At 62.2% G+C, this 19,803-nt stretch carries 22 protein-coding genes and 2 tRNA genes; 21 read left to right on the top strand and 3 right to left on the bottom strand.

Annotation, left to right across the window (positions count from 1 at the left end; all coding sequences use genetic code 11):
- Nucleotides 1–137: 137 nt before the first annotated feature.
- The 16 genes from aspS (at nucleotide 138) to nadA (ending at nucleotide 13,451) form a co-directional block, all read left to right on the top strand.
- Nucleotides 138–1,913: an aspartate--tRNA ligase gene (gene aspS / locus AC0ZJQ_RS14330; RefSeq protein ID WP_155550229.1), complete on the top strand. Its 1,776-nt coding sequence runs from the start codon at nucleotides 138–140 to the stop codon at nucleotides 1,911–1,913.
- Between the two features lie 130 nt (nucleotides 1,914–2,043).
- Nucleotides 2,044–2,793, top strand: coding sequence for a YebC/PmpR family DNA-binding transcriptional regulator (locus AC0ZJQ_RS14325; RefSeq protein ID WP_167137916.1), 750 nt, complete (start codon nucleotides 2,044–2,046; stop codon nucleotides 2,791–2,793).
- 166 nt (nucleotides 2,794–2,959) lie between these two features.
- Nucleotides 2,960–3,484: a crossover junction endodeoxyribonuclease RuvC gene (ruvC, locus tag AC0ZJQ_RS14320; protein WP_008567656.1), complete on the top strand. Its 525-nt coding sequence runs from the start codon at nucleotides 2,960–2,962 to the stop codon at nucleotides 3,482–3,484.
- Nucleotides 3,485–3,555: 71 nt separating this feature from the next.
- Nucleotides 3,556–4,161: a Holliday junction branch migration protein RuvA gene (gene ruvA, locus AC0ZJQ_RS14315; RefSeq protein WP_167137913.1), complete on the top strand. Its 606-nt coding sequence runs from the start codon at nucleotides 3,556–3,558 to the stop codon at nucleotides 4,159–4,161.
- A gap of 4 nt (nucleotides 4,162–4,165) precedes the next feature.
- Nucleotides 4,166–5,218, top strand: a complete 1,053-nt coding sequence (ruvB, locus tag AC0ZJQ_RS14310; RefSeq protein WP_043297584.1) for a Holliday junction branch migration DNA helicase RuvB — start codon at nucleotides 4,166–4,168, stop codon at nucleotides 5,216–5,218.
- A gap of 51 nt (nucleotides 5,219–5,269) precedes the next feature.
- Nucleotides 5,270–5,713 (top strand): tol-pal system-associated acyl-CoA thioesterase, encoded by a 444-nt coding sequence (ybgC, locus tag AC0ZJQ_RS14305; RefSeq protein ID WP_237264021.1) that lies wholly within the window; start codon nucleotides 5,270–5,272, stop codon nucleotides 5,711–5,713.
- 2 nt (nucleotides 5,714–5,715) lie between these two features.
- Nucleotides 5,716–6,408 (top strand): protein TolQ, encoded by a 693-nt coding sequence (gene tolQ / locus AC0ZJQ_RS14300; protein WP_008567652.1) that lies wholly within the window; start codon nucleotides 5,716–5,718, stop codon nucleotides 6,406–6,408.
- Nucleotides 6,409–6,419: 11 nt separating this feature from the next.
- Nucleotides 6,420–6,872, top strand: coding sequence for a protein TolR (gene tolR / locus AC0ZJQ_RS14295; RefSeq protein ID WP_008567651.1), 453 nt, complete (start codon nucleotides 6,420–6,422; stop codon nucleotides 6,870–6,872).
- A complete protein-coding gene (gene tolA / locus AC0ZJQ_RS14290; RefSeq protein WP_237264022.1) occupies nucleotides 6,872–7,849 on the top strand; it encodes a cell envelope integrity protein TolA in 978 nt (325 codons plus the stop codon). The genes tolR and tolA overlap by 1 nt, the downstream gene beginning before the upstream one ends.
- A complete protein-coding gene (tolB, locus tag AC0ZJQ_RS14285) occupies nucleotides 7,846–9,147 on the top strand; it encodes a Tol-Pal system beta propeller repeat protein TolB (RefSeq protein WP_314019589.1) in 1,302 nt (433 codons plus the stop codon). Before tolA ends, tolB begins: the two co-directional genes overlap by 4 nt.
- 57 nt (nucleotides 9,148–9,204) lie before the next feature.
- The gene (pal, locus tag AC0ZJQ_RS14280; RefSeq protein WP_008567647.1) at nucleotides 9,205–9,708 is read left to right on the top strand and encodes a peptidoglycan-associated lipoprotein Pal; all 504 of its coding nucleotides are present in this window, start codon (nucleotides 9,205–9,207) and stop codon (nucleotides 9,706–9,708) included.
- 6 nt (nucleotides 9,709–9,714) lie between these two features.
- The gene (gene ybgF, locus AC0ZJQ_RS14275; RefSeq protein WP_167137900.1) at nucleotides 9,715–10,533 is read left to right on the top strand and encodes a tol-pal system protein YbgF; all 819 of its coding nucleotides are present in this window, start codon (nucleotides 9,715–9,717) and stop codon (nucleotides 10,531–10,533) included.
- A gap of 113 nt (nucleotides 10,534–10,646) precedes the next feature.
- Nucleotides 10,647–11,294 (top strand): 7-carboxy-7-deazaguanine synthase QueE, encoded by a 648-nt coding sequence (gene queE / locus AC0ZJQ_RS14270; RefSeq protein WP_102828763.1) that lies wholly within the window; start codon nucleotides 10,647–10,649, stop codon nucleotides 11,292–11,294.
- Nucleotides 11,295–11,346: 52 nt separating this feature from the next.
- Nucleotides 11,347–12,021 (top strand): 7-cyano-7-deazaguanine synthase QueC, encoded by a 675-nt coding sequence (queC, locus tag AC0ZJQ_RS14265; RefSeq protein WP_167137897.1) that lies wholly within the window; start codon nucleotides 11,347–11,349, stop codon nucleotides 12,019–12,021.
- Nucleotides 12,022–12,079: 58 nt separating this feature from the next.
- A tRNA-Lys gene (locus tag AC0ZJQ_RS14260) sits at nucleotides 12,080–12,155 on the top strand.
- Between the two features lie 237 nt (nucleotides 12,156–12,392).
- A complete protein-coding gene (gene nadA, locus AC0ZJQ_RS14255; protein ID WP_155550232.1) occupies nucleotides 12,393–13,451 on the top strand; it encodes a quinolinate synthase NadA in 1,059 nt (352 codons plus the stop codon).
- A gap of 85 nt (nucleotides 13,452–13,536) precedes the next feature.
- Here nadA and AC0ZJQ_RS14250 read toward each other — a convergent pair whose 3' ends face one another.
- The gene (locus AC0ZJQ_RS14250) at nucleotides 13,537–14,967 is read right to left on the bottom strand and encodes a M48 family metalloprotease (RefSeq protein WP_102828766.1); all 1,431 of its coding nucleotides are present in this window, start codon (nucleotides 14,965–14,967) and stop codon (nucleotides 13,537–13,539) included.
- 107 nt (nucleotides 14,968–15,074) lie between these two features.
- On the opposite strand from AC0ZJQ_RS14250, the gene AC0ZJQ_RS14245 reads away from it, so the two are divergent.
- A complete protein-coding gene (locus AC0ZJQ_RS14245; RefSeq protein ID WP_213664336.1) occupies nucleotides 15,075–15,326 on the top strand; it encodes a sulfurtransferase TusA family protein in 252 nt (83 codons plus the stop codon).
- A 50-nt stretch (nucleotides 15,327–15,376) separates the two neighbouring features.
- Here AC0ZJQ_RS14245 and AC0ZJQ_RS14240 read toward each other — a convergent pair whose 3' ends face one another.
- Both AC0ZJQ_RS14240 and AC0ZJQ_RS14235 read right to left on the bottom strand, forming a co-directional pair.
- Nucleotides 15,377–15,850 (bottom strand): peroxiredoxin, encoded by a 474-nt coding sequence (locus tag AC0ZJQ_RS14240; RefSeq protein WP_165595374.1) that lies wholly within the window; start codon nucleotides 15,848–15,850, stop codon nucleotides 15,377–15,379.
- A gap of 11 nt (nucleotides 15,851–15,861) precedes the next feature.
- The gene (locus AC0ZJQ_RS14235; protein WP_314019580.1) at nucleotides 15,862–16,422 is read right to left on the bottom strand and encodes a glycine cleavage system transcriptional repressor; all 561 of its coding nucleotides are present in this window, start codon (nucleotides 16,420–16,422) and stop codon (nucleotides 15,862–15,864) included.
- A gap of 222 nt (nucleotides 16,423–16,644) precedes the next feature.
- On the opposite strand from AC0ZJQ_RS14235, the gene dapA reads away from it, so the two are divergent.
- The 4 genes from dapA (at nucleotide 16,645) to AC0ZJQ_RS14215 (ending at nucleotide 19,798) form a co-directional block, all read left to right on the top strand.
- Nucleotides 16,645–17,523 carry a 4-hydroxy-tetrahydrodipicolinate synthase gene (gene dapA / locus AC0ZJQ_RS14230; RefSeq protein WP_008567638.1) on the top strand — a complete coding sequence of 293 codons (879 nt, stop codon included), beginning with the start codon at nucleotides 16,645–16,647 and terminating at the stop codon, nucleotides 17,521–17,523.
- A gap of 17 nt (nucleotides 17,524–17,540) precedes the next feature.
- Nucleotides 17,541–18,638, top strand: coding sequence for an outer membrane protein assembly factor BamC (gene bamC, locus AC0ZJQ_RS14225; RefSeq protein WP_314019578.1), 1,098 nt, complete (start codon nucleotides 17,541–17,543; stop codon nucleotides 18,636–18,638).
- A 92-nt stretch (nucleotides 18,639–18,730) separates the two neighbouring features.
- Nucleotides 18,731–19,600, top strand: coding sequence for a phosphoribosylaminoimidazolesuccinocarboxamide synthase (locus AC0ZJQ_RS14220; RefSeq protein WP_314019576.1), 870 nt, complete (start codon nucleotides 18,731–18,733; stop codon nucleotides 19,598–19,600).
- A 108-nt stretch (nucleotides 19,601–19,708) separates the two neighbouring features.
- Nucleotides 19,709–19,798, top strand: a tRNA-Ser gene (locus AC0ZJQ_RS14215).
- The last annotated feature ends 5 nt before the right edge of the window (nucleotides 19,799–19,803 follow it).

Raw genomic sequence — 19,803 nt, 5'->3', positions numbered from 1 at the left:
TCGTGACGATTATGTGGATATAATCCCGCGCTTGTGCCCGGCGGCTCGATAGCCAGGAAGCGGCGCCCGGCAATCGTGCGCCGGCACCGCGGCTCCAGCGACCTAACGAATCAAAGATACGAGAAGCGAACACCACCATGATGCGCAGCCACTATTGCGGCCAACTCAATGAAAGCCTGGATGGCCAGGAAATCACTCTCTGCGGCTGGGTACATCGCCGTCGCGATCATGGCGGGGTGATCTTCCTCGACATTCGTGATCGTGAAGGTCTGGCCCAGGTGGTATTCGATCCGGATCGCGCGGAAACCTTCGCCGTCGCCGACCGCGTGCGCAGCGAGTTCGTCGTCTGCATTCGCGGCAAGGTGCGCCTGCGTCCGGCCGGTGCGGTTAACCCGAACATCGCCTCCGGCGCCATAGAGGTGCTGGGCTACGAGCTGGACGTGCTGAACGAGGCGGAAACCCCGCCGTTCCCGCTTAACGAATACAGCGACGTGGGTGAGGAAACTCGTCTGCGCTATCGTTTCATCGATCTGCGTCGCCCGGAGATGGCCGAGAAGCTCAAGCTGCGCTCGCGCATCACCGCCAGCATCCGTCGCTATCTGGACGAGAACGGCTTCCTCGACGTCGAGACGCCGATCCTCGGCCGCCCGACTCCCGAGGGTGCGCGCGACTACCTCGTGCCGAGCCGCACCCATGCGGGCAACTTCTTTGCTCTGCCGCAATCGCCGCAGCTGTTCAAGCAGCTGCTGATGGTGGCCGGCTTCGATCGCTACTACCAGATCGCCAAATGCTTCCGTGACGAAGACCTGCGCGCCGACCGCCAGCCGGAATTCACCCAGATCGACATCGAGACCAGTTTCCTCGAGGAGGCGGACATCATCGCCATCACCGAGGGCATGATCCGCAAGCTGTTCAAGGAAGTACTGGACCTGGAGTTCGGCGAATTCCCGCACATGCCGTTCGAGGAAGCCATGCGCCGCTATGGCTCGGACAAGCCCGACCTGCGCATCCCGCTGGAACTGGTGGATGTTGCCGATCAGCTCAATGCTGTCGAGTTCAAGGTCTTCTCCGGCCCGGCCAACGATCCGAAGGGTCGCGTTGCTGCGCTGCGCGTTCCGGGCGCGGCGAGCATGCCGCGCAGCCAGATCGACGACTACACCAAGTTCGTCGGCATCTACGGCGCCAAGGGCCTGGCCTACATCAAGGTCAACGAGCGTGCCAAGGGTGTCGAGGGCCTGCAGTCGCCGATCGTCAAGTTCATCCCCGAAGACAACCTCAACGTCATTCTCGACCGCGTCGGTGCGCAGGATGGCGACATCGTCTTCTTCGGCGCCGACAAGGCGAAAATCGTCTCCGAAGCACTGGGTGCATTGCGCATCAAGCTCGGCCATGACCTCAAGCTGCTGACCTGCGAGTGGGCACCGCTGTGGGTCGTGGACTTCCCGATGTTCGAGGAGAACGACGACGGCTCCCTGTCGGCGCTGCACCATCCGTTCACTGCGCCCAAGTGCACCCCCGAGGAGCTGGAGGCCAATCCGGGCGCCGCGCTGTCGCGCGCCTACGACATGGTGCTCAACGGCACCGAGCTGGGTGGCGGCTCCATCCGTATTCACCGCAAGGAAATGCAGCAGGCGGTATTCCGCATCCTCGGCATCGACGAGGCCGAGCAGGAAGAGAAGTTCGGCTTCCTGCTCGACGCGCTGAAGTTCGGCGCGCCGCCGCATGGTGGTCTGGCCTTCGGCCTGGACCGGCTGGTGATGCTGATGACCGGTGCGCAGTCGATCCGCGAAGTGATCGCGTTCCCGAAAACCCAGAGCGCTGCGGACGTGATGACCCAAGCGCCGGGTGCGGTGGACAACAAGGCGCTGCGCGACCTGCACATCCGCCTGCGCGAGCAGCCCAAGGCGGAATAAGCACCATCGGAAGCCTGGTTTTGCCAGGCTTCTTCGTCTTGGCAGTAGCGGTTTGCCAGGCGATTCGGCGAAACCCGCCCGCGGGATGGGTTTCGGAACTACTGATCCAGTTGAAGAAATGGAGTGAGTTATGGCTGGTCATTCCAAATGGGCCAACATCAAGCACCGCAAGGAGCGTCAGGACGCCAAGCGGGGCAAGATCTTCACCAAGCTGATCCGCGAACTGACCGTGGCAGCCAAACACGGCGGTGGCGTACCCGCGGACAACCCGCGCCTGCGCCTGGCGGTGGACAAGGCGCTGACCGCCAACATGTCGCGCGACGTGATCGACCGTGCCATCGCCCGTGGTGCCGGCTCCAACGAAGCCGACAACATGACCGAGCTGACCTATGAGGGCTACGCACCCAGCGGCGTGGCCATCATCATCGAGGCCATGACCGACAACCGTAACCGTACTGCGGCCGAGGTGCGCCACGCCTTCAGCAAGAATGGCGGCAACCTTGGCACCGATGGTTCCGTGGCCTACATGTTCGATCGCAAGGGGCAGATCAGCTACGCGCCGGGTGTCGACGAGGACGCGCTGATGGAAGCGGCGCTGGAAGCGGGCGCCGATGACGTGGTCAGCCAGGATGATGGCTCGGTGGAAATCTACACCAGCTTTGCCGACTTCCTCTCGGTCAACGAGGCGCTGACCCAGGCTGGCTTCAAGGGTGATGAGGCTGAAGTCGCGATGATCCCCTCGATCACCGCTCCGATCGCCGATGTCGAGACCGCGCAGAAGGTGCTGCGCCTGATCGATGCGTTGGAGGATCTGGACGACGTGCAGAACGTCTACCACAACGCCGAGATCGCGGACGAGATCATGGAACAGCTCGGCTGACCGCATCTGGATCGCAGAAGGCCGGAAGATGCCCAGCGGCGCTTCCGGCTTTTTTATGCGCGCCAGTCCGAGGAAATCGCCGGGCCTGAATCGGCTCGGCGGTGGCGCGCTGGGAGGCGCAGCCGTATACTCGCGCACTGGATAAATAGACAGCGCGACCACGGCCATGACGCTGATTTTGGGAATCGACCCCGGCTCGCGAATTACCGGCTACGGGGTGGTGCGTGACACCGGGCGCGGCTGCGAATATGTGGCTTCGGGCTGCATTCGCACCGGCAGCGGCGAGCTGGCCGAGCGTCTGCGAGCGGTATTCGGTGGTGTCAGCGAGGTGATCCGGACCTACGGTCCGGTGACGATGGGCATCGAACAGGTGTTCATGGCGCGCAACGCCGATTCGGCGCTCAAGCTCGGCCAGGCGCGCGGCGCGGCAATCGTCGCCGGTGCCGAGGCCGGCCTGCAGATCGCCGAGTACACGGCGACCCAGGTCAAGCAGGCAATTGCCGGAACCGGTGGGGCGGACAAGCAGCAAGTCCAGATGATGGTCATGCATTTGCTCAAGCTGCTGGAAAAACCGCAGATCGATGCGTCCGATGCGTTGGCCATCGCGCTGTGCCATGCGCATCATCGGCAGAGCCTGATTCCGCACGGTTTGAGCGGCGCCAAGCGCCGGGGCGGACGTTTGCGCTTGTAGCCCCGCTTGGGGCGGTAGAACAGTTTTGGCAGTCGCCGGGCGAGACCGGCGATGTTGGAGGAAGCGGAATCGTGATCGGACGTTTGCGTGGCACCCTGGCGGAAAAGCAACCGCCTCATCTGCTTCTCGATGCGAACGGCGTCGGCTATGAGGTCGAGGTACCGATGACCACGCTCTATCGGCTGCCCGGCGTTGGCGAAAGCGTCACGCTGCACACCCATCTGGTGGTGCGCGAAGACGCCCAGCTGCTCTACGGTTTCTTCGAGAAGCGTGAGCGTGAGCTGTTCCGCGAACTGATTCGCCTCAATGGCGTAGGGCCGAAGCTGGCGCTGGCGCTGATGTCCGGGTTGGAAGTGGACGAGCTGGTGCGTTGCGTGCAAGCGCAGGATACATCGACCCTGGTGAAAATCCCCGGGGTCGGCAAGAAGACCGCCGAGCGCCTGCTGGTCGAACTCAAGGATCGCTTCAAGGCCTGGGAAACCATGCCCTCGATTGCCACGCTGGTGGTTGAACCTCGCGGCGCCGGGGCAGTCACAAGCGCCGAGAACGATGCGGTCAGCGCCCTCATTTCGTTGGGGTTCAAGCCGCAGGAAGCCAGTCGGGCAGTCGGCGCCATACAGGAAGACGGTTTGAGCAGTGAAGAATTGATTCGCCGTGCCCTCAAGGGCATGGTGTAACGCCATGATCGAAGCCGACCGCCTGATCACCGCCAGCAGTCGTGACCGCGACGAGCAGCTGGACCGCGCCATCCGCCCGTTACGGCTTGCCGAATACATCGGTCAGCCGGTCGTGCGCGAGCAGATGGACCTGTTCATCCGCGCCGCCAAGGGTCGCGGCGAGGCGCTGGATCACACCCTGATCTTCGGCCCGCCCGGCCTCGGCAAGACCACCCTGGCGAACATCATCGCCGAGGAGATGGGCGTCTCGATCAAGAGCACGTCCGGCCCGGTCCTCGAGCGCCCGGGCGATCTCGCCGCGTTACTGACCAATCTGGAAGCGGGCGATGTGCTGTTCGTCGATGAGATCCATCGTCTATCTCCGATCGTCGAGGAAGTGCTGTATCCGGCGATGGAGGATTTCCAGCTCGACATCATGATCGGCGAAGGCCCGGCGGCGCGCTCGATCAAGCTCGATCTGCCGCCCTTCACCCTGGTTGGCGCGACGACCCGTGCCGGGATGCTGACCAATCCGCTGCGCGATCGCTTCGGTATCGTGCAGCGCCTGGAGTTCTATTCGACCGAGGATTTGGCGACCATTGTCAGTCGTTCGGCAGGCATCCTCGGGTTGCCGACCGAGGCGGCGGGAGCCTTCGAGATCGCCCGCCGCGCGCGTGGTACCCCGCGCATCGCCAACCGGCTGCTGCGCCGTGTCCGCGATTTCGCAGAAGTGCGCGGTCGTGGTGAGATCACCCGCGAGATCGCCGACCTGGCGTTGAATATGCTGGATGTCGACGAGCGTGGCTTCGATCATCAGGATCGCCGCCTGCTGCTGGCGCTGATCGAGAAGTTCGATGGCGGGCCGGTGGGCGTCGACAGCCTGGCCGCCGCCATCAGTGAAGAGCGCCATACCATCGAGGATGTGCTCGAGCCCTACCTGATCCAGCAGGGCTACATCATGCGTACGCCACGTGGGCGCGTGGTCACGCGGCACGCCTATCTGCACTTCGGCCTGAATCTGCCGCGGCGTCTGGCCGAATCGCCCACGCCGGATCTGTTCAGCGGCGACACGGATTGATGAAAATATTGTTCACCCACCCAATTGGCATTTTTCAGGCCGGGCACTAGTATGCGCGCGCGAATCAACGCTGAGCCGTTCGTCCATCGCTGTCGGGTCTATTACGAGGACACCGACGCGGGCGGCATCGTCTACTACGTCAACTACCTCAAGTTCATGGAACGGGCTCGTACCGAACGCCTGCGCGACCTGGGTTTCGACCAGTCGCAGCTCGTCGGGGAAGACCTGCTGTTCGTTGTGCATTCGTGCGAGGCGCGTTATCACGCCCCGGCGCGACTGGATGACGAGCTGCTGGTGAGTGCCGAGGTGGTTGAAATGAAGCGTGCCAGCCTGCGTTTCAATCAGCAGGTCAAGCGTGCCGCGGATGGGCGATTACTGTGTGAAGGTCAGGTCCTGGTGGCCTGCGTGCGTGCCGAAAGTCTGAAACCCCGAGCCATTCCGGAAGCGCTGCGCGCAGCCTTCGCCGACTCGGGTCTATCCCCTGCAGGAGAGTAAGCGTGGAAGCCAACGTCGATCATATGTCCATGTGGAGCCTGATCAGCAACGCCAGCTTCGTGGTGCAGCTGGTCATGCTGATCCTTGTGGGGGCCTCGGTCACCTCATGGATCATGATTTTCCAGCGTGGCAATCTGCTGCGTGCCGCCAAGCGTTCGCTGGATGCCTTCGAAGAGCGCTTCTGGTCCGGCATCGATCTGTCCAAGCTGTACCGCCAGGCAGGTAGCAATCCCGATCCCGATTCCGGGGTCGAGCAGATCTTCCGCGCAGGTTTCAAGGAGTTTTCCCGGCTGCGCCAGCAGCAGGGCGTTGACCCCGATGCGGTCATGGATGGCGTCAACCGTGCGATGCGCGTGGCCATTTCCCGTGAGGAAGAAAAACTCGAGCAGAGCCTGCCATTTCTCGCCACCGTCGGTTCGACCAGTCCCTACATCGGCCTGTTCGGTACCGTGTGGGGCATCATGAATTCCTTCCGTGGCCTGGCCCAGGTGCAGCAGGCCACCCTGGCGACCGTTGCCCCGGGCATCGCCGAGGCGCTGATTGCCACCGCCATCGGCCTGTTCGCCGCAATTCCGGCGGTTATCGCCTATAACCGTTTCTCCGCTCGCGGCGAGATGCTGATCGGGCGCTACTACACCTTCGCCGACGAGTTCCAGGCGATTCTGCATCGCAAAGTTCACACCACCGAAGATTGAGGCCTCACGTAATGGCCAGAATTCGCAACAGACGCAAGCCCGTCGCCGAGATGAACGTGGTGCCCTACATCGACGTGATGCTGGTGCTGCTGGTGATCTTCATGGTGACCGCGCCCATGCTCAACCAGGGCGTGAAGGTCGATCTGCCCAAGGTCAGCAGCGAGGCGCTGCCGCAGGACAACAACGCCCAGGTGCTGACCATCTCGATCAAGGCCGACAAGACCTATTACTGGAACATGGGCAGCGAGGTGGACACCGATACCGTGCAGGATCGTGCGCTGACGCTCGACGAGATGACCAAGGCGGTCACGGCGATCATGAATCAGAATCGCAGCCAGGGTAAGCAGGTGCAGGTATTCGTACGCGGTGACAAGGCGGTCGATTACGGCTCGGTCATGGCCGCGATGGGTGGGCTGCAGGAAGCAGGCGTGGGCAACGTCGGCCTGATCACCGAGGCGCCCTGATGCAGCACGCTGAACGCTCTCCTGCGGAAAGCTACTTCTGGCCCGTCGTTCTGGCGGTCGGCCTGCATGTCATCATATTCGGCCTGCTTTTCGTCAGCTTCGCCATGACGCCCGATTTGCCGCCGTCCAAGCCCATCGTTCAGGCCACGCTGTATCAGCTGAAGTCGCAAAGCCAGGCCACGACCCAGACTAATCAAAAGATCGCTGGCGAAGCCAAGAAGACTGCTGCCAAGCAATACGAGACCGAGCAGATGGAACAGCGCAAGGTCGAGCAGCAGAAGCAGGCTGCGGCCAAGGCTGCGGAACAAAAGAAGGCCGAGCAGGCTCGAAAGGCCGAAGCGGAGAAAACAGCCGCTGCCAAGAAGGCTGCCGAGGCGAAGAAGGCCGAGGAAGCCAAGAAGGTCGAACAGCAGAAACAGGCCGATATCGCCAAGAAAAAGGCCGCCGAAGAGGCGAAGAAGAAGGCTGCCGAGGAAGCGAAGAAAAAGGCGGCGGCTGAGCAGGCGAAGAAGAAAGCGGCTGAAGACGCCAAGAAAAAGGCGGCAGCCGAAGCGGCGAAGAAGAAGGCTGCCGCAGAGGCTGCGCGTAAAGCGGCCGAGGATAAGAAGGCGCAGGCATTGGCCGAGCTGCTATCGGACACAACCGAGCGCCAGCAGGCGCTGGCCGACAGTCAGGGTGATCAGGTGGCGGGCAACTTCGATGACCTGATTCGTCTGCGCGCCGCTGAGGGCTGGACGCGTCCGCCTTCGGCCCGCAATAACATGTCGGTGCAGTTGCAGGTGAACATGTTGCCTGATGGCACCATCACCGGGGTCAACGTGGCGAGGTCGAGCGGTGATGTGCCATTCGACAACTCCGCGGTCGCTGCGGTGAGGAATATTGGTCGGTTGACGGAGATGCAAGGGCTCAGCCCGCAGGATTTCCAACCTTACCGATCGTTCAAAATGACGTTCACGCCAGAGGATCTAGCGTTGTGATCAATTCCCTTCGAGGTATTCTTGTCCTTCTCTGCTGCCTGCTGGGAACGGCGGTAGCGCAGGAGAAGAACATCGTCGTCACCAGCGGTACCGATCGTGCCATTCCGGTGGCGGTGGTCCCGTTCGGCTGGCAAGGCGGTACCGTATTGCCCGAGGACATGGCCGATATCATCGGCAATGACTTGCGCAATTCCGGTATTTTCCAGCCGATTCCGCGGCAGAACATGATCAGCATGCCTACCCGCGGCAGCGAGATTATCTACCGTGACTGGAAGGCACTGGGCGCCCAGTATGTGGTGGTGGGAAATATCCAGCCGGCCGGTGGGCGTCTGCAGGTGCAGTTCGGTGTGTTCAACGTGACCACCGAACAGCAGGTCATGACCGGTAGTGTCGGTGGTTCTCCCGATCAGCTGCGCGACATGGCGCACTACGTCTCCGACCAGGCGTTCGAGAAACTCACCGGCATCAAGGGTGCCTTTTCCACTCGTTTGCTGTACGTGACGGCGGAGCGCCTCGGTGGCGCAAACACCCGCTATACCCTGCAGCGCTCCGACTATGATGGCGCGCGTGCGGTGACGCTGCTGCAGTCGCGCGAACCGATCCTGTCGCCGCGCTACTCGCCGGACGGTCGGCGCATCGCCTACGTTTCGTTCGAGCAGAAGCGGCCGCGCATCTTCATCCAGCACATCGACACCGGTCGGCGCGAGCAAGTTACCGGTTTCGAGGGGCTGAACGGTGCGCCGGCATTCTCGCCGGATGGCAATCGCCTGGCATTCGTGCTGTCCAAGGACGGCAATCCGGAAATCTATGTGATGGATCTGGGCTCGCGGCAGCTGCAGCGGCTGACCAATCACTATTCCATCGACACCGAGCCGTTCTGGGGGGCTGATGGCCAGACCATCTATTTCACCTCCGACCGCGCCGGCAAGCCGCAGATCTACAAGCAGCGACTGGGCAGCGGTGCGGCCGAGCGGGTTACCTTCGTCGGCAACTACAACGCCAACCCGAAGCTGTCGGCTGACGAAAAGACGCTGGTCATGATTCATCGGCAGGATGGCTATACCAACTTCAAGGTCGCCGCTCAGGACCTTCAGCGGGGCAATCTGCGCCTGCTCTCGGAGACCACTCTGGACGAGTCGCCCACTGTTGCGCCTAATGGCACCATGCTAATCTACGCAACCCGCCAGCAGGGCCGGGGAGTCCTGATGCTCGTGTCCATCAATGGGCGAGTGAGGCTCCCGCTTCCTACTGCTCAAGGCGAAGTCCGAGAGCCATCCTGGTCCCCTTACCTGAACTGATGCGGTACCAACGCTTTTTTAACCAACAAACCAAAACCACACCTGGGGTTGTTACAGATGGAAATGCTGAAATTCGGTAAGTTCACCGCGCTGGCTCTGGCCATGGCTGTCGCTGTTGGCTGTTCCTCCAAGGGCGGCGACGATTCCGGCGAAGGCTCGGGCGCTATCGATCCTAACGCTGGCTACGGTGCGGACGCTGGTTCCGTTGACGGCAGCATGAGCGAAGAAGCTGCTCTGCGCGCCATCACCACCTTCTACTTCGAGTACGACAGCTCCGACCTCAAGCCGGAAGCCATGCGTGCCCTCGACGTACACGCCAAGGACCTGAAAGGCAACGGCGCTCGCGTCGTTCTGGAAGGCCACACCGACGAGCGCGGCACCCGTGAGTACAACATGGCTCTGGGCGAGCGCCGCTCCAAGGCCGTTCAGCGCTACCTGGTGCTGCAGGGCGTTTCCCCGGCTCAGCTGGAACTGGTTTCCTATGGTGAAGAGCGTCCGGTTGCCATGGGCAACGACGAGCAGTCCTGGGCTCAGAACCGCCGCGTCGAACTGCGTAAGTAATTCGTCATGCGCAAGTACCGCCACGCTCTGAGTTTCGCAGTATTCGGGATGCCGCTGATCGCGGCGGCCCAGGTGCCGGTAGTCGAGGGTGATTCGGGGGCCGCTTACGGCAACTCGGGTTACTCCACGGCCGCGCCGGAGAGTGGCGGTGCCTATGTCGGGGGTGGAGCCGCTGCTCCAGCCTCGGCACAGGGCATGCTCTTCCAGCAGTTGCAGCAGATGCAGGAAGAGATCGCGCAGTTGCGCGGCATGCTTGAGGAACAGCAGAACCAGATTCAACGTCTGCAACAGGAAGGTCTGGAGCGTTACCAAGATCTTGATCGTCGCTTAGCCAGTGGTGTCGCTGGTAGTGCCGCGTCAGGTCATAATTCCGTTGCCGATGCTGGCCAGAGCGCCAGCGGCGGCAGTGTTGCACCAAATGCCCCGGCGCCCTCGGGCGATCCGGCAGGCGATCCGGCGAAGGAGAAGCTGTACTACGACGCAGCCTTCGATCTGATCAAGGCCAAGGATTTCGACAAGGCCAGCCAGGCATTCGGTGCATTTTTGCGCAAGTATCCGAACAGTCAGTATGCGGGCAATGCCCAGTACTGGTTGGGCGAGGTTAATCTTGCAAAAGGCGACTTGCAGGGAGCCGGCCAGGCTTTCGCTAAGGTCAGCCAGCTTTATCCGCAGCACAACAAAGTGCCTGACTCGCTGTACAAGCTCGCCGATGTCGAGCTGCGACTGGGCAACCGTGACAAGGCGCAGGGTATTCTGCGGCAGGTCATTGCTCAGTTTCCGAACAGCTCGGCGGCCCAGCTGGCACAGCGACAGCTCAACCGCTGAGTGCTCGATCAAACGAAACCCGCCCACACGGCGGGTTTTTTCGTTAGAATCGGCGCCCCCTTTACCTGCAACGGAGGCGGATGGCCTGTTTAGCCGTCACGCCCGTGGCTGATATGCACCAGACCCTGCGAATTACCGAGATTTTCTACTCGCTGCAGGGGGAGACGCGCACCAGTGGACTGCCCACGGTGTTCGTTCGCCTGACCGGCTGTCCCCTGCGCTGTCAGTACTGCGATACCGCGTACGCCTTCAACGGTGGCGAGCTGATGACGCTCGAAGCCATCCTCGAGCGTGTCGCCGCCTACTCGCCGCGGTATGTCTGCGTCACCGGTGGCGAACCGCTGGCGCAGCCCAATTGTCTGCCACTGCTGCAGCGACTGTGCGATGCCGGTTACGGCGTCTCGCTGGAAACCAGCGGAGCGCTGGACATCGCCGGCGTAGACGAACGGGTAAGCCGCGTGCTCGACCTGAAGACGCCGGGCTCCGCCGAGGTCGGGCGCAATCGCTACGAAAACATAGCGCTGCTTACCCCGAACGATCAGGTGAAGTTCGTTATCTGCTCGCGCGAAGACTACGACTGGGCGGTGTCGAAGCTGATCGAGTACCGGTTGGAGCGGCGGGCGGGTGAGGTGCTGTTCTCGCCCAGTCATGGACAGGTCGATGTACGGGCCCTGGCGGACTGGATCGTCAACGACAACCTGCCGGTGCGCCTGCAGCTACAGCTGCACAAGATCATCTGGAACGACGCGCCCGGACATTGAGTTCCGGCGCTGCGGTCTGCGGCGGCGGACTATCAACCGTTTGAGGAAAAGCATGGGCGAGAAAAGAGCGGTCATTTTGTTATCGGGTGGCCTTGATTCGGCGACGGTCGTGGCGATCGCCCGTGACCAGGGCTACAGCTGTTACACCATGAGCTTTGACTATGGGCAGCGTCACCGTGCCGAGTTGCAGGCCGCCGAGCGAGTCGCCCGGCAGCTTGGTGTGGTCGAGCACAAGGTTATCGGGCTGAATCTCGATGGCATCGGCGGTTCGGCGCTCACCGATAACCGCATCGAAGTGCCCGAGCTTCCCGGTGAGGGGATTCCGGTTACCTACGTGCCGGCACGCAACACCGTTTTCCTTTCACTAGCGCTCGGCTGGGCGGAAGTGCTGGATGCCCATGATATCTTCATCGGGGTCAATGCGATCGATTACTCGGGTTATCCGGACTGCCGGCCAGAGTTCGTCGAGGCCTTCGAGCGGCTGGCCAATCTCGCGACCAAGGCGGGCGTCGAAGGTCACGGGTTCCGCATCCGGGCGCCATTGCAACAGTTGAGCAAGGCGCAGATCGTGCAGGAAGGAGCTCGCCTGGGCGTGGACTATGCGATGACTGTGTCCTGCTATCAGGCTGATGACGATGGGCGCGCCTGCGGCAAATGCGACAGCTGCCGTCTGCGGGCCGCGGGATTTGCCGCAGCCGGAATCGCCGACCCTACGCGTTATCGTTGAAGAAAAAATAAAAAAGTCGTTGATTTCATCAATCAAATCAGTATCATGCGCCCGCATCGGGTCGTTAGCTCAGTTGGTAGAGCAGTTGGCTTTTAACCAATTGGTCGTAGGTTCGAATCCTACACGACCCACCAGATTCTCTCCTAAGAGAGCCATGAAGCCGGAGGCCGCTAAGGTCTCCGGCTTTTTTGTTTCTGCGTGACTCGATTAGCGCTTTTGCGGTGATTGGCTGGCCGAAGCGCATGACGGGGCGCGGGGCGGCTGCGCCAGCATCTGCTCGCTTAAGTGCTTTAATGGCGCCAACTGCCGAATCCGTTCGATGCCCGGGTATACTCGGCGCTTCACGCAAATGTGCATGCAGGACCCGCAACATGACGCAAATACCCGAACGCATCCTTGTGCAGGCTCATCTCGCCGCCAAGCAGCCCAAGCCGCTGTCGCCCGAGCAGGAGGCGCAATTGCGCAGCGAGATCGCCGCCGAGCTGAAAAAGCAGAATGCGGTCCTGGTTGCGCACTACTACACCGACCCGGTTATCCAGGCGTTGGCCGAGGAAACCGGCGGCTGTGTTTCCGACTCGCTGGAAATGGCGCGCTTCGGCAACGAGCATCCGGCGCAGACGGTGGTGGTCGCCGGTGTCAAGTTCATGGGTGAGACGGCGAAGATTCTCAATCCGGAGAAGCGCGTGCTGATGCCGACGCTGGATGCCACCTGTTCGCTCGACCTGGGTTGCCCGGTCGAGGAGTTCGCCGCCTTCTGTGATCAGCACCCAGAGCGTACCGTGGTGGTTTATGCCAATACTTCAGCCGCGGTCAAGGCGCGCGCCGACTGGGTGGTGACCTCCAGCTGCGCGCTGGAGATCGTCGAAAGCCTGATGGATAACGGCGAGAAGATCATCTGGGCGCCGGACAAGCATCTGGGGAGTTACGTGCAGCGTGAAACCGGTGCGGACATGCTGCTGTGGGACGGCGCCTGCATCGTTCACGAGGAGTTCAAGGCGCGGCAGCTGGCAGACATGAAGGCGCTATACCCGGATGCAGCGATTCTCGTGCACCCCGAGTCGCCAGAAGCGGTAATCGAGCTGGCTGATGCCGTCGGCTCCACCAGCCAGCTGATCAAGGCGGCGCAGACGCTACCGAATACGTCGTTTATCGTCGCGACCGACCGCGGCATCTTCTACAAGATGCAGCAGTTGTGTCCCGACAAGACCTTCATCGAGGCGCCCACCGCTGGTCAGGGCGCGACCTGTCGCAGCTGTGCGCACTGTCCGTGGATGGCGATGAATACCCTTGAGCGCACGCTCGATTGCCTGCGCCAAGGTAGCAACGAGATTCGCGTCGATCCGGCGCTGATTCCGCGTGCGGTGAGGCCGCTCAAGCGCATGCTCGACTTCACCCAGGCCGCGCGCCTGCGCCAGGCCGGCAACGCCTAAGCGACTGTTGCGAAGAGGGTGCGAGAGCGCGACACGGAGAAGAGGCGTATTCGTTCAGTCTGACGAATGCGCCGCGGTACTGCGTTCAGCGCAGCATATCTTCGACCATGCGTTTTTCTTCCATCAGCCGTTGCTGACGGGCATCGATGCGTGAGGCGAGCTGGAAGTTGCTGGAGCGACGCTTGGCGAAATCCAGCTGCTCGATGGCCTGGTCGTAATCGCCAACCAGCGCGAAATACTCGGCACGGGCTTCGTGGACGCCGACGATGTTGCCCGTCAGTCCGCGAATCTCGGCAACCTGATACCAGATGTCCGGATCGGCGCTGCGTTGTGCAGCCAGCTGATCAAGTTCCTTGGCTGCCTGGGTGGTCTGTCCCTGCTTGATCAGCAGATCGATGCGTGCCTGGCGCAACGGGTAGCTGCCCGGGTACTGGCGCAGCATGCGCTGAAGGTATTGCTCCGCCTGAGGCAGGCGGTTGGCGGTGACCTCCAGCTCGATCTGGGCGAGGTTGTAGATCAGTTCGTCCGGTGCCTTGTTCAGCAGCGGTGCGAGGGTGCTGCGCGCTTCATCCAGTTGCCCGCCCTTGATCTGTGCCAGCGCCAGGCCATAGCGCGCGGCGTCGAGATCGGCGTTCTCGTTGAGCTGCGCGCGAAAGCGTTTGGCGCCGAGGCCGGGTGTGGTTTCGAAACGCAGCTGCGTGCGTGCGCGGATCAGCTGGTAACGCAGGCTGTCCTCGATACCGCCGTTGGCGAGCTGTTCCGCGCGATTGGTAGTGTCGGCGATGCGCGATTCGGTAACCGGGTGCGTCAGCAGAAATTCCGGCGGCTTCTGGTCGTAGCGATACTGGCGCATCAGGCGAGCGAACATCTGCGGCATGGCGCGGGGATCGTAGCCGGCCTTCTCGAGGTTGAGGATGCCGATGCGGTCTGCTTCCTGCTCGTTCTGGCGTGAAAAGCGACGCTGCGCCTGGATCGCCGCGGCCTGGGTCGAGACGATCGCGGCGATACCGGCATCGCCGGCGCCGGCCGCGGCGGCCACTACACCGGCAAGCATGGCGGCCATCATCGGTACCTGCATGCGTTGCTGCGCTTCCAGGCCGCGAGCGAAGTGTCGCTGCGACAGGTGCGCCAGTTCGTGCGCCATCACTGAGGCGTACTCGGCCTCCGTCTGCGCATGAATGAACAGGCCGCCGTTGACGCCGATGATTCCACCCGGTGCGGCGAAGGCGTTGAGGTGCGGGCTCTCGAGCAGCACGAACTCGAGGCGGCGATCCTGCAGCTGACTGGTTTCCGTCAGGCGATAGACGCTGCTTTCCACATAATCCTTGAGCAACGGATCGGATAGCTGACGAACCTGCCCGCGCAGCAGACTGAGCCAGGCGCGGCCCAGGAGGTACTCCTGCTCCGGTGAAACGATGCTCGAGCTGGCATCGCCCAGCGACGGAAGATCGCTGGCGGGAAGCGGGGAGGCGAGCAGGCAGGCGAGCGTCAGCAGGGTCGGGCGCAGCAGATTCATCCAGGCGGGCTCATAGTAGTGGAGCGCTACTGTAGCCTTGTGTTCGGGCGGCTGGCCAGAGGGCGTCCGCGCTCGGTATCCTGCGTTCCTTTTGCGGAGACTGGACCATGATCGAGGCGGACGAACCGACTCTTGCTTTCGACGCCGAGCTGGATGCGGTAGGGCTCGCCTGTCCGATGCCGCTGCTCAAGGCCAAGCTCGAACTCAACGGCCTGCCCAGCGGTGCGGTGCTGAAGGTGATCGCCAGTGATCCTGGCTCGCAACGGGACTTTCGCAGTTTCGCCAAGCTGGCCGGGCACGCGTTGCTGCATGAGGAAGAGAAGGGCGGAATCTATCGCTACTGGCTGAGAAAGGCCTGAGAGGCGAGTCATCCGCGTGTGCGAGGGGCGAAAAATCCGCCCCGTTCGGTTCAGGCGTCGTTCAGTGCCCGGGCGGCCTGCAAGACTGCCTCGGCATGTCCCGGAACCTTGACGCCTCGCCATTGCTGACGCAGCACGCCGTTGCGATCGATCAGAAAGGTGCTGCGATCGATGCCCAGATATTCCTTGCCGTAGAGCTTCTTCAGCTTGATCACTTCGAACAGTTGGCAGAGTTGCTCGTCCTGATCGCTGATCAGTTCAAAGGGAAAGCCCTGCTTGTTCTTGAAGTTCTCGTGAGTCTTCAGGCTGTCGCGCGAGACGCCGAACACCTGCGTGTTGACCGCGCGAAAGGCATCATGGCGGTCACGAAAATCCTGTCCTTCGGTGGTGCAGCCCGGCGTGTTGTCCTTGGGATAGAAGTACAGGACGACCTGTTCGCCCTTCAGTGCGCCAAGATCGACCTGCAGGCCGCCAGTGGCCTGGGCCTGGAAGGTTGCGACGGGTTGGTCGAGTTCGACTGCCATAACGGAATTCCTTACGGGTTTTGCGGGCGCCAAGGTTCGATCAGCGCATCGAGATTCAGCGCATCGGCGAAGTCGAGAAACTGATCCCGCAACCAGCTGATCTGGGTGCCAGCGGGAAGGGTAACGGTCAGCGTCGCGTTGAGCATGGTGCCGCCGGTCTGCGGTGCCTCGTAGGTATCGCAGGTCAGATTCTCCAGCTCAACGCGGTGGTCGATAAAGAACTGGCACAGCTCGTTGAGAATATCCGGTCGGTACACGGCGCTGACATAGGCGACGTACGGCAGCGCCTGCGGACGACTTTCCAGGGCCTCGCTACGAACTACGCTGGCGGTAAAGCTGTGCTTCTTGGCCAGACTGGGCAGGGCGGTTTCCATGCGTGCGAGGGCGTCCCAGCTGCCGGTGATCTCCAGCACCAGAGCGCTGCAGGCGCCGTGGCGAGTCAGCCGTGCGCTGACGACGGCGCAACGGTTCTCGTTGCTGGCCCGGCAGAGCACATTGGTCAGCTCCATGGGACTGGCGCCCAGGGCGCTGATGACGAGGAACTGTTCGCGGGGTACTGGAGGGGTGGACATGCAACATTCCTGGCGGTGATGAATCGGGTCGGCCAGCCAAGCCGAAAACGGCTAAGAGTAGCGAAAAGCGCCGCGCGTGGGAATGTGTCGTAGGTTCGGCGGGCGTGGAAAGGTGGGCCGGTAGGTGCATCCGATCATTGCGTTCGGACTACGCGGTGTGCTCGCAAAGCGCAATGGAGCCTTGTACCATTACGCCTCTCTTTTTCCGGCAGGAGCGGTTGCATGATTGCGGGCAGTATGGTGGCGCTGGTCACCCCCATGGACGCACAGGGTGGTCTGGATTGGGATAGCCTGAGCAAACTCGTCGACTTCCATTTGCAGGAAGGTACGAATGCAATCGTTGCCGTCGGAACGACCGGTGAATCGGCGACCCTCAGTGTGGCTGAACATATCGAGGTAATACGTCGCGTCGTCGACCAGGTTGCCGGCCGCATTCCTGTCATTGCCGGCACGGGCGCCAACTCCACCAGCGAGGCCGTCGAGCTGACGGAAAACGCTCGTGACGCCGGTGCTGATGCCTGCCTGCTGGTCACGCCGTATTACAACAAGCCGACCCAGGAAGGCCTTTACCAGCATTTCAAGCACATCGCCGAAGCGGTAGCGATTCCCCAGATTCTTTACAACGTGCCGGGGCGCACCGTATGCGACATGCTGCCGGAGACGGTCGAGCGTTTGTCCAAAGTGGCGAACATCATCGGCATCAAGGAAGCGACCGGCGATCTCAAGCGCGGCCAGGAAGTGCTGGATCGGGTCGGCAAGGATTTTCTGGTGTATTCCGGCGACGATCCCACCGCCGTTGAACTGATGCTGCTCGGCGGTAAGGGCAACATCTCGGTGACAGCCAACGTGGCACCTAGGGCTATGAGCGATCTCTGTGCCGCGGCGATGGCCGGCGATGCAGTGACGGCGCGCGCCATCAACGAGCGCCTGATGCCCCTGCACCGTGCGTTGTTCCTCGAGTCGAATCCGATTCCGGTCAAGTGGGCGCTGCATGAAATGGGCCTGATGGGCAATGGCATTCGTCTGCCACTGACCTGGCTGAGTGCGAGCTACCAGGAACCGCTACGCCAGGCAATGCGCCAGACCGGCGTGCTGGCTTGAACAACAAAGGAATACGCATGAAGCGACTGGCCGGACTCTCGACCCTAGCCCTGATCATCTCTGCTACCAGCGGCTGCGGCTGGCTGTGGGGCGACGACGGATATTTCCGCGATCGCGGCAGCGATTATCTTTCAGCGCGCCAGGTCGCGCCGATGCAGGTGCCGGTAGATGGCGATATCCGCCCGCTCGATCCGCTGTTGCCGATCCCAAGCCAGGTCGCCGATTCCACGCATACAGGCGAATACGAAGTACCGCGTCCGCAGCGTCTGCAGGTGGCGGCACAGGTCAGCGCTTTCAGCATCCAGAGTTCCGAGGACTCCCGCTGGCTGGTCGCCCAGCGCGCGCCAGCCCAGGTCTGGGCGGCGACGCGGCAGTTCTTCGTCCAAAACGGCTTCGATATCGCCGATGAACGTCCACAGACCGGCGAATTCAGCACTGCCTGGCAGCGTGGCGATCAGCTCGATCCAGCCGTCGCGCGCAATCTCGGCCTGCAGGACGATGAAGCGCGGGTGCGCGTGCGTGTCGAGCCCGGCGTGCAGCGCAACACCAGCGAAGTCTACGTGCTCAGCGTGAAGCGCCCACTCGGCAGCAACGAGGAAATTACCTGGCCACAGACCGCCAGCAATCCAGAGCTGGACCGCGTGCTGCTCGACGAACTGCATGCCAAGCTCGCCAGCAGCGCGGAGCAGGCCGGCTCCGTGTCGTTGCTGGCCGAGCGCGACTTCGACGCACCCAGCCGTGTCACGCTTAGCGACGACGGTGCAGGCATTCCGGTGCTGCAGCTGGAGACCGACTTTGACCGCGCCTGGTCAAGTGTCGGTCGCGCGCTGCAGGCTGGCGACGTGCGGGTCGACGACCTGGATCGCAGCCTGGGCGTCTATTACGTCAACCTCGCCGAAGGCGCGAAGGACCCGCAAGAAAAGCCGGGCTTCTTCGGGCGGCTGTTCGGCGGAGAAGACAAGGACGAGATCGAGGCGCGTGCCGAGCGTTATCAACTGCGTCTGACTCGCGCGGGCGACAAGGTGCTGGTGACGCTGGACAAGGGCATCGACGCCGTGGCTCCAGCCGACGTGGCGCGCCGCGTACTGTCGCTGATCAAGGACAACCTGGGCTAAAGGCAGCCGGCAGCCCTGTACCGATCCCAATAGGCGAAACTCAGGTTTCGCCTGTTTCGTTTTGATGACCTGCCAACAGCGGAATTCTCCCTATGACCACTCCCTCCACCCTGAGCCTGAAGAAGATCTATTCCGGCAAGGTCCGTGATCTCTATGCGGTTGATGACAAGCGCATGCTCATGGTCGCCACCGATCGTCTCTCGGCCTTCGACGTGATTCTCGCCGAGCCGATTCCCGAAAAAGGCAAGATTCTCACGGCCATCTCCAACTTCTGGTTCGACAAGCTCAAGGATCTGGTGCCCAATCACTTCACCGGCGACCGCGTCGAGGATGTGGTTCCGCCCGCAGAGTTGCCGCTGGTGGAGGGCCGTGCGGTCGTGGCCAAGCGCTTGAAGCCGGTTGCGGTGGAAGCGATCGTGCGCGGTTATATCGCCGGCTCCGGCTGGAAGGAATACCAGAAGAGCGGCACGGTTTGCGGCATCCAGCTGCCGGCAGGCCTCAAGGAGGCGGCCAAGCTGCCGCAGCCGATCTTCACGCCCTCGACCAAGGCGGCCGTGGGCGATCATGACGAGAACATCTCCTTCGCCCGATGCGAAGCCATCATCGGCGCAGAACTGGCCGCACAGGTGCGTGACGTATCCATCGCGCTCTACAGCGCTGCGGTCGAATACGCAGCCACCCGCGGCATCATTATCGCCGACACCAAGTTCGAGTTCGGCCTCGACGAAAACGGTACGCTGACTCTGATGGACGAGGTACTGACACCCGACTCCAGCCGCTTCTGGCCAGCCGACAGTTACGCTGAAGGTAGCAATCCGCCGAGCTTCGACAAGCAGTTCGTTCGCGACTGGCTGGAGTCCACCGGTTGGAACAAAGAGCCGCCGGCGCCCGCGCTTCCTGCCGAGGTCGCGCGCAAGACCGCGGATAAATACCGCGAGGCGCTGACCCGCCTGACTGCCTGAGCGCGTGGCGAAGCGAGGTGGCGAGCGCGCAAGATGCTGAAAAATTGAAAAAAATGTCAGCAGCCGGGGTTCGCCAACGCGAACCGAGCTGCTATCATGCGCACCGCTGGAGAGATGCCGGAGTGGCCGAACGGGACGGATTCGAAATCCGTTGTACCCTCGCGGGTACCTAGGGTTCAAATCCCTATCTCTCCGCCATTACA

The organism is Stutzerimonas sp. 21-1, assembly GCF_056336065.1.
Note: the sequence above shows the minus strand (reverse complement) of the source record. Positions and strands in the feature narration are given on the sequence as shown.